The following is a 14,175-nucleotide window of genomic DNA, read 5'->3' on the forward strand; positions in this document are numbered from 1 at the left end:
AGCGCTGGACTGCATTCAAGTGAGAATGCCGGTATGAGTAACGAAAAGATCTGTGAGAATCAGATCCGCCGAAAGCCTAAGGGTTCCTGAGGAAGGTTCGTCCGCTCAGGGTAAGTCGGGACCTAAGGCGAGGCCGATAGGCGTAGTCGAAGGACAACAGGTCGAAATTCCTGTACCACCGTAATCCGTTATGAGCAATGGGGTGACGCAGTAGGGTAGTGACGCGGACTGATGGATGTCCGTCTAAGCAGTGAGGCTGATGTGTAGGCAAATCCGCACATCGTAAGGCTGGGCTGTGATGGGGAGCGAAAATTGTAGTAGCGAAGGTCATGATCTCAGACTGCCAAGAAAAGCCTCTAGCCAGGAGAAGGTGCCCGTACCGCAAACCGACACAGGTAGGCGAGAAGAGAATTCTAAGGCGCGCGGAAGAACTCTCGTTAAGGAACTCGGCAAAATGACCCCGTAACTTCGGGAGAAGGGGTGCCTCGGTAGGGTGAATAGCCCGAGGGGGCCGCAGTGAAAAGGCCCAAGCGACTGTTTAGCAAAAACACAGGTCTGTGCGAAGCCGCAAGGCGAAGTATACGGGCTGACGCCTGCCCGGTGCTGGAAGGTTAAGGGGAGTGGTAAGTCCTTCGGGGCGAAGCTATGAACCGAAGCCCCAGTAAACGGCGGCCGTAACTATAACGGTCCTAAGGTAGCGAAATTCCTTGTCAGGTAAATTCTGACCCGCACGAATGGCGTAACGACTTGGGCGCTGTCTCAACGAGAGATCCGGTGAAATTTTAATACCTGTGAAGATGCAGGTTACCCGCGACAAGACGGAAAGACCCCATGGAGCTTTACTGCAGCTTGATATTGAATTTGGGTACGATCTGTACAGGATAGGTGGGAGCCTAAGAGACTTGAGCGCCAGCTTGAGAGGAGGCATCCTTGGGATACCACCCTGATCGTATCTAGGTTCTAACTTGGTACCGTGATCCGGTACGAGGACAGTGTCAGGTGGGCAGTTTGACTGGGGCGGTCGCCTCCTAAAGAGTAACGGAGGCGCCCCAAGGTTCCCTCAGAATGGTTGGAAATCATTCGAAGAGTGCAAAGGCAGAAGGGAGCTTGACTGCGAGACCTACAAGTCGAGCAGGGACGAAAGTCGGGCTTAGTGATCCGGTGGTACCGCATGGAAGGGCCATCGCTCAACGGATAAAAGCTACCCTGGGGATAACAGGCTTATCTCCCCCAAGAGTCCACATCGACGGGGAGGTTTGGCACCTCGATGTCGGCTCATCGCATCCTGGGGCTGAAGTAGGTCCCAAGGGTTGGGCTGTTCGCCCATTAAAGCGGTACGCGAGCTGGGTTCAGAACGTCGTGAGACAGTTCGGTCCCTATCTGTCGTGGGCGTAGGAAATTTGAGAGGAGCTGTCCTTAGTACGAGAGGACCGGGATGGACGTACCGCTGGTGTACCAGTTGTTCCGCCAGGAGCACCGCTGGGTAGCTATGTACGGAAGGGATAAGCGCTGAAAGCATCTAAGCGTGAAGCCCCCCTCAAGATGAGATTTCCCAGTATGTAAGACCCCTTGAAGACGACGAGGTAGATAGGTTGGGGGTGGAAGTGCAGTAATGCATGGAGCTGACCAATACTAATCGGTCGAGGGCTTATCCTAAGAATAGGACGCAATGGAGTTTCGGATCCAGTTTTCAGGGTGTAACACCTTGAAGGTATGTAGAAGATACATACGACAAGCGCATGGCTATTCATTCACACAATAGGTGATGAACCGGATAACCATACGGTAGAATTTGCATAGCAAATTCATGTTTGGTGGCGATAGCGGAGGGGTTCCACACGTACCCATCCCGAACACGACCGTTAAGCCCTCCAGCGCCGATGGTACTTGGACCGCAGGGTCCTGGGAGAGTAGGACGTCGCCAAGCAATGTCCCTTTAGAGGATAATGAAGACATACATATTAGGGCCTTTAGCTCAGCTGGTTAGAGCGCACCCCTGATAAGGGTGAGGTCGGTGGTTCGAGTCCACTAAGGCCCACCACTTCTTGATGAAACAAAATGACTGGGGCCATAGCTCAGCTGGGAGAGCGCCTGCCTTGCACGCAGGAGGTCAGCGGTTCGATCCCGCTTGGCTCCACCAATATTCCCTGATAGCTCAGTTGGTAGAGCACTCGACTGTTAATCGAGTTGTCACAGGTTCGAGTCCTGTTCGGGGAGCCAAATCTTGAATATTTCTGAATTTTATATATAAGATGGCGGCGTAACTGAGCTGGTTGAGGCCTACGATTCATTTCAGTGAGGTTAAGGATGTAATCTCTATGCTGCTTGTTGGAGAGATACCCAAGTGGCTATAAGGGGACCCTCTGCTAAGGGGTTAGACTGCGAAAGTGGTGCGAGGGTTCGAATCCCTCTCTCTCCGCCAGATATTATTTATTGTTAAGGCCCGTTGGTCAAGCGGTTAAGACACCTCCCTTTCACGGAGGTAACAGGGGTTCGATTCCCCTACGGGTCATAGTATGGAGGCTTAGCTCAGCTGGGAGAGCATCTGCCTTACAAGCAGAGGGTCGGGGGTTCGAACCCCTCAGCCTCCACCATTTATGTTATACAAGTATTCCCTTTTAATGTCGCGGGGTGGAGCAGTTCGGTAGCTCGTCGGGCTCATAACCCGAAGGTCACAGGTTCAAATCCTGTCCCCGCAATTGATTTTCCTTAGGATTATCTATGGAACTGTGGTGTAGAGGCCTAACATGCCTGCCTGTCACGCAGGAGATCGCGGGTTCGAATCCCGTCAGTTCCGCCATTTTATGAAATATATAACTGGCATTTTTGTGTATTCTACATATAATGTGGGTTTGTATATTACAGATATAAAACAATATATGGCTCGGTAGCTCAGTCGGTAGAGCAGAGGACTGAAAATCCTCGTGTCGGCGGTTCGATTCCGTCCCGAGCCACCTTTCAAGTGGGAATGAGTAATGTGCCGGTGTAGCTCAACTGGTAGAGCAACTGACTTGTAATCAGTAGGTTGGGGGTTCAAGTCCTCTCGCCGGCACCATTTTGGAGGATTAGCGAAGTGGCCAAACGCATCAGACTGTAAATCTGCTCCCTTACGGGTTCGGTGGTTCGAATCCATCATCCTCCACCAGTCTTTTCATAATCATTATGGCGGTCGTGGCGAAGTGGTTAACGCACCGGACTGTGACTCCGGCATTCGTGGGTTCAAGCCCCATCGGCCGCCCTTTATTTTCATTTAATGGGGATTAGCCAAGCGGTAAGGCAACGGACTTTGACTCCGTCATGCATAGGTTCAAATCCTATATCCCCAGCCATTAAGAGCCATTAGCTCAGCTGGTAGAGCACCTGACTTTTAATCAGGGTGTCGAAGGTTCGAATCCTTCATGGCTCACCATTTATATTTATTTTGCGGTCGTGGCGGAATTGGCAGACGCGCACGGTTCAGGTCCGTGTGGGCTAACCCCCGTGGAGGTTCGAGTCCTCTCGACCGCACCATATTTTGCGGACGTGGCTCAGCGGTAGAGCATCGCCTTGCCAAGGCGAGGGTCGCGGGTTCGATTCCCGTCGTCCGCTCCATTATCCATTCGGCGCCATAGCCAAGTGGTAAGGCAAAGCTCTGCAAAAGCTTCATTCCCCAGTTCAAATCTGGGTGGCGCCTTTACTGCTTATTATGGATTACATTTTGCGCCCTTAGCTCAGCTGGATAGAGCGTTTGACTACGAATCAAAAGGCCGGGAGTTCGAATCTCTCAGGGCGCGCCATTTTCTTAAAAATGTATAATATCGGGATGTAGCTCAGCTTGGTAGAGCACCTGGTTTGGGACCAGGGGGTCGCATGTTCAAATCGTGTCATCCCGATACTGATTTGCGGGTGTAGTTCAATGGTAGAACTCCAGCCTTCCAAGCTGGTAGCGTGGGTTCGATTCCCATCACCCGCTTTTTGCTATAGCGGATTCTTGTTGCCTCAGTGGTGACACCTTATAAATAAAGAGAGCCTGTCTGGGGACAGCGCTCTCTCTTTTTTTTTGTTTATTTATGCTGCTATATCTTTACACAGGAGTGGTCAGTTGGATGGAGGTCCCATGTTCCGGTGCAGAGGTTACGCTGATCCATCCTCCTACGCCCCTGGCTCGTTCCTCCATGCTGAACAGTCCCACGCCTTTCCCTTGAGATTGCTCAGAGAATCCGATACCCTCATCCCAAATGGTCACTTGTATGACCTCACCCTGATCCTCTACGTCGACATGTGCCTCTGCTACGTCTGCATATTTGGCTATATTCGTTAATGCCTCCTGTACAATCCGATAAATTGCTATTTCCTTGCGAATATCGAGGCGTTTACGTAGAGTGCATTGAAAATGCACCTCAATCCCGTAATGAGAACAGAAGTTTTCAATATAGGTCCGTATGGCTGGTACGACGCCCAAATCATCTAGAACTGAGGGGCGAAGTTCCCACGCCAGTCCGCGGACATCCTTAATAATGTCAGTCACCTGCGAACGCAGCTTTTCCAGAGTAGGACTAGGCTGTTCGGCAAGCTGACTATCCAGTTGAATAATCAGCGCAAACAAGCTTTGCCCAATTCCATCATGCAGCTCTCTTGAGAAACGCTTGCGCTCTTCTTCCTGTATTTGCATCACTTGCGTCATCATCGTCTGCAGCTCAGCTTCTACTTTTTTTAGTTTGGTTACCTCATTACGGATCGCCAAATACTGATAGGGCTTACTTTCTTCGTCCATGAACGGAACGATGGTGGTATTCACCCAATAGTAGGTGTTGTCTTTGGCTCGATTACGTATCTCTCCCTGCCATACCTCGCCTGAACGAATTGTGGTCCACAGGTTTTTCATAAAGGCAGGGGTATGATAGCCCGAATTAATGAGGCGATGATCCCGACCGATTAGCTCTTCACGACTGTATTGCGAAATCTCGCAGAACTTATCGTTGACGTACTGAATAATGCCCCGGTGATCGGTCAAAGCAACGATAGAGGACGTATCCAACGCGAATTTCAGATTGGTTAACTGGTGGAGTGAGTTACGCAGTGCATGGAGAAAAGGGGATTCTGGTATATGCGCTTCCAAATCATCCAGCAGCTTATCGGCTGACTCGCCAAAAGCATGCTGGAGCAAAGGTTTAGAAGGTTCATTCATAATGCAGCAACCCCTTTTTTAGTGCAAATTTGACCAGCTCAGGCCGTGTTTTCAGGTTAAGCTTCTCCATCAGGTTACTTTTGTGGGACTCAACGGTTTTGACGCTGATCACCAGACGCTCGGCAATTTCCTTGTTCGCATATCCCTTGGCTACCCACGAGAGGATTTCCTTTTCCCGTTCAGAAAGGGACTCATACGGGCCGGCTATGCCTTCCTTCTTGATCTTATCCAGATATTCACTCATCAGCCGTTTGGTTGCATTCGGGTACAGATAGGCGCTACCTTCCGCCACAGACTGAATGGCAGCGAGTAATTCCTCGTGAGGTGCGCTTTTTAAAATATATCCGGAGGCTCCGGCCTGAATGGCCCGGAACAGATATTCTTCATCATCATGCATCGTTAAAATAAGCACTTCTGTATCAGGCAACTGTTTTTTCAATTCAGTGGTTGCCGTAAGACCATCTTTGCCAGGTGGCATACTAAAATCCATGAGTACGACATGGGGCTGTAGCTCTATCGCCTTGCGAATCGCTTCATCCCCATCCGCTGCATCTCCTACCACCTTAATACCGTGTTTGCCGTCCAATAGGGCCATGAGGCCGGAACGTACGACAACATGATCATCCACTACAAGTATACGAATCAATTTGTCATCCCCTCGAACGGTAGAACCGTACGTTTTGTCATCATCATATCAAATTTAAGGGATTCCAATCAACATAGACAGTTATATGATCTCATAGAGTATACCTGTGGGCACATTGCTGACCAAACTGCTCGGCGACTTTTGTGGCCCCTGCGACGTCGGAATCGGTGAACACTCTCACATCACGATTACCGAGAAGCAATACACCGTTCGGCAGATCCCCTGTGCTGGAAAAGGGAATAGCCACAGCAGAGTGAAGCTGTTCCGCCAGCATCAGCGCACATTCCTGACGTAAACGGATGCTGCCGGAGAGCATAGCGCTTACGGTCACGGTACGCCCCAGACGAACAGCCATCCCGGCAATACCATGCCCTACCTTAAAAGAAATACGCCGATAGCGTTCGCTGCGGCTGCCAGAGGCATAATACCATTGCAACCTACCGCCCGGCTTGGACATGAGCGCAAGTGCTGTGAGATCCCCATGGATACGATCTCTCAACTGATCCAGTGTTTTGCGCATTTCATCCGTTATTTCTAGCATAGAAGACACATCCTTTTTCGTAACAAAACTGTAGCTCTAACTTATTGTAGTTCCAGCAGTTACAAAAGTAAGTCAGGGAACCCCCTGATCTATAGGTGCAGGAAACACTGACTTTTGAACAGGCGGGGCAAGGAGTAGGAGAGAAGCCGATAAATTAGGCTCTGCTTGATAGCAGAAGTGATATTTATCACAGCGAATCAGGGAGTAGGGAGGTATAAAATCAGGTGTTCTCCTGATAACAACTGATGCGTCAAAACATTATGATATAGATATCAGGTAAACACGAGGAGGACGCTAACATGCAAGCCACTTGTACGGAACGGTTTGGGGATAAGGTGGAACGCACGGGAATTCAGCTTTTTTTGACGGAGGAACATTTTGGGCTGCTGAAGGATATCATGTCCTGGAAAAAGGTAAAGGCGGGTATTACACTTTTTAGAGAGGGCGAAGAATCGGAGCAGCTTTATTATATACATTCGGGCCATGTTAAGCTTCGCAAGTCGACAGAAGACGGAAAAGAATTGATTTTGACCATTCAGCATCAAGGCGACTTAATCGGGGAGTTCAGCGGGATAGATGGAGAAGAGTATAGCTGCACCGCAGAAACAGCCGATGCCTGTGAGCTGGGCGTGGTGCGTGTTCAGGATCTGGAATCGCTTCTGTCCAAAAATGGAGCAATGGGGCTCCAATTCATTCAGTGGATGGCTATGAAGCAACGGATTATGCAATCGCGGTTTCGGGATTTGCTGCTGTATGGTAAAACAGGAGCATTGGCCTCCACGCTGATCCGGGCGAGCAATACATGCGGTGTAGCGGTGAAGGATGGCATTTTACTGAATATGAAGCTGAGTCACTCCGAGCTGGGTGAAATGATTGGAGCGACACGGGAGAGTGTGAATCGGATGCTAAGCTCGTTGAAGGAGCAGGGGACGCTTGATACACGGGATGGAAAAATAGTTATTCACGATCTCAAGGTGCTGCGCATGATGTGCTGCTGCCCTTCGTATGGTCAATGTGCGCATGAAATCTGCCGTCTCTAAAAAAATGAACATAAATAAGGCGGAGTCCCTAGGACCCGCCTTGATTTACGTCTTCTGACACACCTGTACTTATTATCATTTATAATATAAAAAAAGCTAATCAACGCGTATAGCGGTCAATTAGCTGGGGAGGCGATTATTGATCTATTTCAACCTGTTCTGTCTGGAGGACACTTAAGGCTTGAAGTTTACGTGTAATTTCCTTTTGCCACTTTATATCTCCGACTTGTACCGCAAGATTGAGAAGATCCAAATAATCATCAATATGCAGGGAGGTTCTACTAAAAGCTTCTTTCACTGCGGTTCTGCCTCCTTTGGGGCCCATGTATATTTGTCTTTTAATAATGAGAATCATTATCAAATAATGAGCTTATTCATATTATGCCTGTGTTCGAGATAAATTGCAAGTTATGATATGAATGAATTTTGAAGCGCACGAATGAGGGCTTGAAAAAGCAAACCCTTCTCCTTAAGTTCACACATTGTTCACTTCTTTTCTATAGAACATAATGAAAAGAACAAGCGGGCATTGAGTGTTCACCGACAGGGACAATTCGCGCAATGCTTCAACAAGAGGAGGAAAAAGGATAATGGGCAGAACAAAAATGAAAGCGTTCTCTATTTTGATAGCGAGCGCCTTGGCATTGACGCTGACAGCTTGTAATAACGGACAGAGCGAAAGTCCGGGAAACTCAGGAAGCAAGGGTGGAGACGCTGCAAGTAAAGAAGTGACGATCACCTTCCAGAACATTAATCCTGATCCTAGCACTCCTTCATACAAAATGATAAAGCAAATTGTAAGTCAATATGAGCAGAATCATCCGAATGTCAAAATTGAGCTGGATTCGCTGAATACAGATCAACAAAAGCTAAAGCTGAAAACACAGGCGGCGGCGAAGGAAGTACCGGATATTACGATTGTAAACCCGGCCGCACAAATGAAGCCCTTCGTGGATGCCGGGCTACTGGCTCCCCTGAACGATGTGGCAGATAAAGATGGCTTAAAAGATACATTTCAGGATGGACTGCTCGATTATTATAGCTTCGATGATAAGCTTTATGCTTTTCCGGACGGTAACAATATAGAAGTGGTGTTTTACAATAAGGAGCTGTTCGAGCAGGCGGGAATTCAAAAGCTGCCTACCACCTTTGATGAGCTGATTACGGCCGTCAAGGCGCTGAAGGCAAAGGGGATTACTCCGATTGCGATTGGGGAAAAGGATTCGTGGACCGGATCACTCCTTTTCATGAACATTTTGCTGCGTACGAATGAAGGGCCGAATTTCCTCAAGGATGTGCTGGACGGCAAAAAGACGTTTAATGATCCGGCCTTTGTGGAAGCAGTTGATGCATTTCAGGAACTGGTGCAGGCAGGGGCATTCCCTGATGGAGCTACATCCATTGACTATAATGCGGGCGGTAATATTTTTAAAACAGGAAAAGCTGCGATGTATATCATGGGCACATGGGAAACAGGGTCTATTGATGCTTCTTCGGTAGCAGGCAAGGTGGGTGCGTTCCAATTCCCTACGGTGAATGGCAAGGGAGATGTGAATGAGTATGTGATTGCGCCGGGCAGTGCGTTTGCGGTATCGGCGAACAGTGAGCATTTGCAGGAGACGAAGGATTTTCTGCACTATTTTATTACAGAGATGCCCAAGATCCAGTTTGATCTGAAAAATGCGATTGGCAGCGGGCAGAAAATGAAAGGCGATCTGAAGGAGGCGGGCTACTCCGAGCTGGCGATTAACCTCAATGAGCTGTTCAAAAATGTGAAGGGCGGCGACCTCGCTTTTGATAATACGATGAATCCGGCTATTGCGCAGGCGCATCTGAGCAGCATTCAAAACCTGTTCGTGCAAAAGGAGGACTCTGCCCAAGTTGCCAAGGAGCACCAGAGTGCTTTTGAAGCGAACAAATAGTTGCAGCTTAACAGGGGAGGGGCGCATTAGTTCCTTCCCTGATTTGGGATAACTCTGAGCTGCGCATCCTTAGAAGAAGTTCAGAAAAAACACAAAGGAGATTGGAGCATGAATGTACTGAAGGTGCCGGCACGCACCATTGCCGTTTTCGTGCTGCCCTGCCTGCTGCTCTACACCTGTATGGTATTTGTTCCGATTCTGGTGTCGGTATACTGTGGACTGCTGGATTGGAACGGGATATCTGAGGCGAAGTTTGTGGGGCTGGCGAATTTCGAGCGGATTTTTACAGCTGATCCGGTGTTCTGGCCGTCTGTGAAGCGGACGATGATGTTCGCTGTGTTTTCCATGCTGGAAATTCCGTTCTGTCTGCTGCTGGCTATTTTGCTCAACCGCTATGTGCGTAAGGCGAATACGCTGGTTACGATGTATTTTCTGCCGGTCATTCTGTCAGTGGTTATTATCGGGCAGTTGTGGAAGACGATCTATAATCCGGCCTCGATGGGTGGGATGCTGAACGGTATTTTGATGTCGGTCGGGCTGGAAAGCTGGACACACTCATGGCTGACAGAACCGCAGATTGCTATGTACGCGCTCTATTTTGTGTCGTTGTGGCAGTATTTTGGCTATCATTTGCTGATTCAGTTTACCGGGGTGCAAAATATTCCGAATGAGCTGTACGAGGCAGCCAAAATGGATGGAGCTGAGGGTTTTAAAGCAGACCGTTATATTACGCTGCCGCTCATTGTACCTATTTTCAAAATATCAATGGTATTGGCCTTTATTGGTTCTCTGCAATCGTTTGATCTGATCTGGGTGATGACGGGTGGAGGGCCTGCTCATGCAACGGATACGGTGTCCACGTATATGTACAACATGTCCTTTTTGTCCATGAAATATGGATATGGCAGCGCATTGGCTTCGTTTCTCGTCGTTATCTGTTTGTCATTTACAATTGTGATAAATTTTGTTTTCAAACGAATCGAAAATAAGGTAAGCTAAAGGGGATGAAGCTGTGAACACCATGAAAAAAACTTTGGTCTTTTCCTTGCTGGCGGTTTTGATCGTCACGCAGCTGTATCCACTCTTCTGGCTGCTGACCTATTCGTTGAAGACGAATGAAGAGATTTTGAGCGCAAGCTTCTTTGCACTCCCTCAAGTGCCCCAGTGGCACAACTATCAGGAAGCTTATGAATCAGGGAGCTACTTGCGCTATTTGGGAAACAGTGTGCTGGTGACCGGAGTTACGATGCTATTCGTCATTTTGTTAAGCTCGATGACTGCTTATGCGATTACGCGTTTTCGCTGGCGCTTCGGGGCTGCTGTGCTGACCTTGTTTCTGATCGGAATGATGATTCCGATGCAGGCAACGCTGCTGCCGCTGATGGTGATGTTCAAAAACATTAACATTCTCAATACGTATTTCTCGCTAATTTTACCCTACATTGCTTTTCAGACACCGATTGCGGTTTTCATCCTGTCCGGCTTTATGCGGTCCATTCCCCACGAGATTGAAGAATCCGCTTATATTGATGGGGCGAGCATTTATCGTATTTTCCGCAGTGTGATCTTACCCATCTCGATTCCGCCGATGATGACGGTGTGTATTTTGACCTTTATTAATATCTGGAATGAATACATTATGGCCGCCACCTTTATCTCGTCAGAGAAGCTCAAAACACTCCCTTTCGGCGTCTATACATTCGTCAGTCAGTATTCTGTGAATTACGGCAATATTGGCGCTTTTCTGGTCATGGGGGCCTTACCGGTCATTATTATTTATTTTGTCCTGTCCGAAAAGATTACCAAGGGCATGGTAGCGGGGGCGGTTAAAGGGTAGGCGAGCGATTCGAAAGGAGCGCACGGAGGTATGATGCGCCGTTTTCAGTCTATTCACCACCGCTTGTTCATTCTATTCCTGTTGAGCATGTCTGGTATTGTGCTGGCGATCAGTTTGTTATTTTATAACCGTACTACAGTACAGTTCCATGATAAGGTCAGTGAGCTGGCTCGTAAAAATGTTTCCCAAACGGCAGGACTGTTCGAATTGCTGCTCAGCAGCTATAACAGTTTGTCCAAATCGATCAGCAATAATATGGATTTGGTTCGTCTGCTAACGATGGATACCAGCGATCTACCCGCCGTCAATTACATCAATGAACGTACAATTACCAATATTCTGGGAGCTATCTATTATTCGCGGGAGGACCTGATAGGCATTCATGTCATCACAGACACAGGCAAGGTATACAATTACGGGAATTATATGAACGTCATTGATACGGATTACGAACACACTGAATGGTATAAGGAAATTCGAAAGTCAGCGGGCAAAATCGCATGGCTGGGCGTTTATCCTCACTCTGTCATTGACCAGGTGGAAACCAGACCCGTATTTGCGTTCGGGCGCCAGCTCTATGATCTGGATGAGCATAAGCCGATTGGTATTGTCCTGTTTGAAGCTGAACCGCGCTCTGTTCTGTCCGCCCTCCACAATTTGCGGCTGGGTACCAATAGTCAGGTATATCTGGTGGGCCATGAAAACCGGATTGTGTCGGCTACTTCCTCTGAACCGCCACCGGATCTGCAAAATCTGGAGCAGCAGGTACCGGAGGACGATGTCATTGTAAACCGAAGTAATGAGAGCGTTGTAATCGCTTCCAAGTTGCCGTTTGCCGATTGGTCGGTCATTAGCGTGACCCCCAGCGAGGATTTGAACGTGGAGCTGGTGCAAAATCAAAGGTATTTGCTCATTGTGGTGCCTGTACTCATTATTTTATCCGCGCTGATTGCGTCCATTGTCTCCAGACGTATTTCTCTTCCGTTGAAGCGGGTCATTCGGGAAATGAAACGGGTGGAGACGGGGAATTTCCGCCATACGTTGGAGATTGAATCGTATGAGGAAATCAACCAATTAGCGACCTCCTTCAACCATATGGTAAGACGGATTGACGAACTGATCGAACTGGTTCGTATATCATCGGTCAGTGAAAAAAATGCCGAGCTGCACGCGCTCCAGACGCAGGTCAATCCGCATTTTCTGTATAATACGCTGGATATGATCTATTGGATGCTGGATGAAAAGGGGCAGGATCAGCTTGGGGAAGTGGTGCTTTCCTTATCCCATATGTTCCGCTACAGCAGTCATTGGGAGGAAGGAACCGATGTCAGCCTGCGCGAAGAAGTAGAGCAGATCGGACATTATCTCACCATTATTCAGACCCGGCTGGAGGGCAGGGTATCCGTAGACATCAGTATTGATGAGCGCTGGATGGATATCCGTTTGCCGAAAATGACCTTACAGCCGTTGATTGAAAATGCGGTCAAGCACGGACTGGAGCCTCTTCATGCGAATACAGGTGGCAAGCTGCTTGTCAGAGCAGAGGAATATGGTGGCGTATTAAGCCTGCATATTATAGATAACGGTGCAGGGATGGAGTACGAACGATGGGAGGTGGTTCAGGTTGCTTTGGCAGAACCCGGCAAGCAGGCGGGCAGCGGGCAGGCGGGAGGCATCGGCCTGCAAAACCTAAATTTACGGCTACGGCACATGTTCGGAGAAGAGTACGGCCTACGGATTTCCAGCGCACCTGGGGCCGGAACGACAGCCACTGTAAGTGTGCCTCTGCCACTGAAGGAGGAGAAACATGAATATTCTGATAGCTGACGATGAAAGTATGATTCGGCAGGGGATTCGGCGTACGATTGGCCAGGCTCTGCCAACTTGCGGTATTCATCTCGCTGCTTCCACCGAGGAAGCAGCAGGCATTCTGGCGGAGCATCCCGTGGATATTGTATTGACCGATATCGTGATGCCCGGCATGGATGGTCTGGAGTTCATGCGCATTTCCAAGCGAAAGCATCCTCATTTACAGTGGGTCGTCATCTCGGCCCATTCCGACTTCCAATACGCGCAAAGAGCAGTGAAGCTGGGTGCCAAAGACTATTTGTTAAAGCCAATCGGCAAAAGAAAGCTGCTGGAATGCATTGAAGTGCTGGCAGCCGAAGCGCTTGTCGCTTCGCAGCAGGCCAACGAGGGCAGGCTTCTCAAATCCAATATGGTCTATTTGCGGGAGGCTGTTTTTCAACGCTATGCACTTGGACTGGACACGGGAAAACTGGATATACAGCCTTTTATCGAAAATTACCCGGAGTTTTACCTCTTCATGGTTCGCATGGAACCTGATCATAAGCAGACGCATCTGGAGCATTTTATGATTGAAAACGTACTGTCCGAGCTCGTTGAGGCGGGGGGCAGCGGTTTTGTCGTCAGTCTCGACCGCCACAGCCTGCTGGGCATTGCACGACTGCGGGATGAAGCAGAGGCCGCACGGCTGGAGACGTTACTCGAATCCCATTTGAAACGTTACGTGAAGGTGCCCCTGCAAATTACACGCTCAGGCGTTCATCACAATTTTTCCTCCATACCTAAAGAGGTGGCAAGGCTAAGACGGACGCCTGAGGAGATTGCAGCAGCAGCGACGGATACTGGGGAATGTCTGCGAAAAGGCATGCATACGGTGGATGTGGCGTTGCAATATATCCGGGCCCATTTTACCGAGGAATTGTCGCTGGAGAAGGTGGCTTCGATCGTCTTTTTGAATCCGGTGTATTTCAGCCAGTTGTTCAAGCAAAAAACCGGACAAGGTTATAAGGATTATGTCATTTGTTTGCGGATGGAGGAGGCGAAGCGTCTGCTCAATGATCCCCATCTGCGGCTGGCTGATATATCGGAGCGGATCGGCTACCAGGATATGCGGCATTTTACACAAGTATTTCGGCGCAAATGTGGCATGACTCCGACCGAGTATCGGCATCAGGGAGTCAAATAAGGCGGCAACAACAAAGGAATGACCGAGGTT

General features: G+C 48.9%; 10 protein-coding genes, 20 tRNA genes and 2 rRNA genes (1 of these 32 running past the window's edge). 28 read left to right on the forward strand and 4 right to left on the reverse strand.

The genetic code is table 11. The features are described 5' to 3' along the window. The 22 genes from AC0WRU_RS02290 to AC0WRU_RS02395 all read left to right on the forward strand — a co-directional run. Positions 1 to 1,656: ribosomal RNA gene (locus AC0WRU_RS02290) — 23S ribosomal RNA — on the forward strand (it extends 1,272 nt beyond the left edge of the window). A 154-nt stretch (positions 1,657 to 1,810) separates the two neighbouring features. Then, a 5S ribosomal RNA gene (gene rrf / locus AC0WRU_RS02295) occupies positions 1,811 to 1,927 on the forward strand. Between the two features lie 37 nt (positions 1,928 to 1,964). Further along, positions 1,965 to 2,041: transfer RNA gene (locus AC0WRU_RS02300), tRNA-Ile, on the forward strand. 23 nt (positions 2,042 to 2,064) lie between these two features. Continuing rightward, positions 2,065 to 2,140 (forward strand) — tRNA-Ala (locus AC0WRU_RS02305). Between the two features lie 4 nt (positions 2,141 to 2,144). Next, positions 2,145 to 2,220, forward strand: a tRNA-Asn gene (locus AC0WRU_RS02310). A 110-nt stretch (positions 2,221 to 2,330) separates the two neighbouring features. After that, positions 2,331 to 2,422, forward strand: a tRNA-Ser gene (locus AC0WRU_RS02315). An 18-nt stretch (positions 2,423 to 2,440) separates the two neighbouring features. Next, a tRNA-Glu gene (locus tag AC0WRU_RS02320) sits at positions 2,441 to 2,512 on the forward strand. Positions 2,513 to 2,518: 6 nt separating this feature from the next. Continuing rightward, positions 2,519 to 2,594 (forward strand) — tRNA-Val (locus tag AC0WRU_RS02325). 31 nt (positions 2,595 to 2,625) lie between these two features. After that, positions 2,626 to 2,699 (forward strand) — tRNA-Met (locus tag AC0WRU_RS02330). Positions 2,700 to 2,723: 24 nt separating this feature from the next. Further along, positions 2,724 to 2,800, forward strand: a tRNA-Asp gene (locus AC0WRU_RS02335). 81 nt (positions 2,801 to 2,881) lie between these two features. Beyond that, a tRNA-Phe gene (locus AC0WRU_RS02340) sits at positions 2,882 to 2,954 on the forward strand. Positions 2,955 to 2,979: 25 nt separating this feature from the next. Then, positions 2,980 to 3,055: transfer RNA gene (locus AC0WRU_RS02345), tRNA-Thr, on the forward strand. Between the two features lie 4 nt (positions 3,056 to 3,059). Further along, positions 3,060 to 3,145: transfer RNA gene (locus AC0WRU_RS02350), tRNA-Tyr, on the forward strand. A gap of 20 nt (positions 3,146 to 3,165) precedes the next feature. Beyond that, positions 3,166 to 3,238, forward strand: a tRNA-His gene (locus AC0WRU_RS02355). A 16-nt stretch (positions 3,239 to 3,254) separates the two neighbouring features. Next, positions 3,255 to 3,329: transfer RNA gene (locus AC0WRU_RS02360), tRNA-Gln, on the forward strand. 4 nt (positions 3,330 to 3,333) lie between these two features. Further along, positions 3,334 to 3,409, forward strand: a tRNA-Lys gene (locus tag AC0WRU_RS02365). Positions 3,410 to 3,423: 14 nt separating this feature from the next. After that, positions 3,424 to 3,510 (forward strand) — tRNA-Leu (locus AC0WRU_RS02370). Between the two features lie 6 nt (positions 3,511 to 3,516). Then, positions 3,517 to 3,591, forward strand: a tRNA-Gly gene (locus AC0WRU_RS02375). A gap of 10 nt (positions 3,592 to 3,601) precedes the next feature. Next, positions 3,602 to 3,673 (forward strand) — tRNA-Cys (locus tag AC0WRU_RS02380). Positions 3,674 to 3,699: 26 nt separating this feature from the next. Next, a tRNA-Arg gene (locus tag AC0WRU_RS02385) sits at positions 3,700 to 3,776 on the forward strand. Positions 3,777 to 3,798: 22 nt separating this feature from the next. Beyond that, positions 3,799 to 3,872, forward strand: a tRNA-Pro gene (locus tag AC0WRU_RS02390). 9 nt (positions 3,873 to 3,881) lie between these two features. Beyond that, positions 3,882 to 3,952 (forward strand) — tRNA-Gly (locus AC0WRU_RS02395). Positions 3,953 to 4,063: 111 nt separating this feature from the next. On the opposite strand, the gene AC0WRU_RS02400 is transcribed toward AC0WRU_RS02395, so the two are convergent. From AC0WRU_RS02400 to AC0WRU_RS02410, 3 genes are all read right to left on the reverse strand, one after another. After that, positions 4,064 to 5,167, reverse strand: a complete 1,104-nt coding sequence (locus AC0WRU_RS02400) for a PAS domain-containing sensor histidine kinase (RefSeq protein WP_476127062.1) — start codon at positions 5,165 to 5,167, stop codon at positions 4,064 to 4,066. Continuing rightward, complete coding sequence (locus AC0WRU_RS02405) at positions 5,160 to 5,813, reverse strand: response regulator (RefSeq protein WP_044647721.1); 654 nt, start codon at positions 5,811 to 5,813, stop codon at positions 5,160 to 5,162. The genes AC0WRU_RS02400 and AC0WRU_RS02405 overlap by 8 nt, the downstream gene beginning before the upstream one ends. Before the next feature lie 91 nt (positions 5,814 to 5,904). Next, positions 5,905 to 6,354 (reverse strand): GAF domain-containing protein, encoded by a 450-nt coding sequence (locus AC0WRU_RS02410; RefSeq protein WP_476127063.1) that lies wholly within the window; start codon positions 6,352 to 6,354, stop codon positions 5,905 to 5,907. Between the two features lie 299 nt (positions 6,355 to 6,653). Between AC0WRU_RS02410 and AC0WRU_RS02415 the strand changes: the two genes are divergently transcribed. Further along, a complete protein-coding gene (locus tag AC0WRU_RS02415; protein ID WP_476127064.1) occupies positions 6,654 to 7,394 on the forward strand; it encodes a Crp/Fnr family transcriptional regulator in 741 nt (246 codons plus the stop codon). Positions 7,395 to 7,530: 136 nt separating this feature from the next. Here AC0WRU_RS02415 and AC0WRU_RS02420 read toward each other — a convergent pair whose 3' ends face one another. Next, complete coding sequence (locus AC0WRU_RS02420; protein WP_014279404.1) at positions 7,531 to 7,692, reverse strand: lysine-specific demethylase; 162 nt, start codon at positions 7,690 to 7,692, stop codon at positions 7,531 to 7,533. A 292-nt stretch (positions 7,693 to 7,984) separates the two neighbouring features. Between AC0WRU_RS02420 and AC0WRU_RS02425 the strand changes: the two genes are divergently transcribed. The 5 genes from AC0WRU_RS02425 (at position 7,985) to AC0WRU_RS02445 (ending at position 14,145) form a co-directional block, all read left to right on the forward strand. Beyond that, positions 7,985 to 9,316, forward strand: a complete 1,332-nt coding sequence (locus AC0WRU_RS02425; RefSeq protein WP_476127065.1) for an extracellular solute-binding protein — start codon at positions 7,985 to 7,987, stop codon at positions 9,314 to 9,316. A gap of 108 nt (positions 9,317 to 9,424) precedes the next feature. Next, complete coding sequence (locus AC0WRU_RS02430) at positions 9,425 to 10,315, forward strand: carbohydrate ABC transporter permease (RefSeq protein WP_476127066.1); 891 nt, start codon at positions 9,425 to 9,427, stop codon at positions 10,313 to 10,315. Between the two features lie 13 nt (positions 10,316 to 10,328). Then, on the forward strand, positions 10,329 to 11,153 hold the full coding sequence (locus AC0WRU_RS02435; RefSeq protein ID WP_283654274.1) for a carbohydrate ABC transporter permease: 825 nt from the start codon (positions 10,329 to 10,331) through the stop codon (positions 11,151 to 11,153). A 30-nt stretch (positions 11,154 to 11,183) separates the two neighbouring features. Next, positions 11,184 to 12,980 carry a sensor histidine kinase gene (locus tag AC0WRU_RS02440; protein WP_476127068.1) on the forward strand — a complete coding sequence of 599 codons (1,797 nt, stop codon included), beginning with the start codon at positions 11,184 to 11,186 and terminating at the stop codon, positions 12,978 to 12,980. Then, on the forward strand, positions 12,961 to 14,145 hold the full coding sequence (locus tag AC0WRU_RS02445; RefSeq protein ID WP_476127069.1) for a response regulator: 1,185 nt from the start codon (positions 12,961 to 12,963) through the stop codon (positions 14,143 to 14,145). Before AC0WRU_RS02440 ends, AC0WRU_RS02445 begins: the two co-directional genes overlap by 20 nt. Positions 14,146 to 14,175 lie beyond the last annotated feature (30 nt).

It is taken from the genome of Paenibacillus sp. 1-8, from assembly GCF_056316205.1.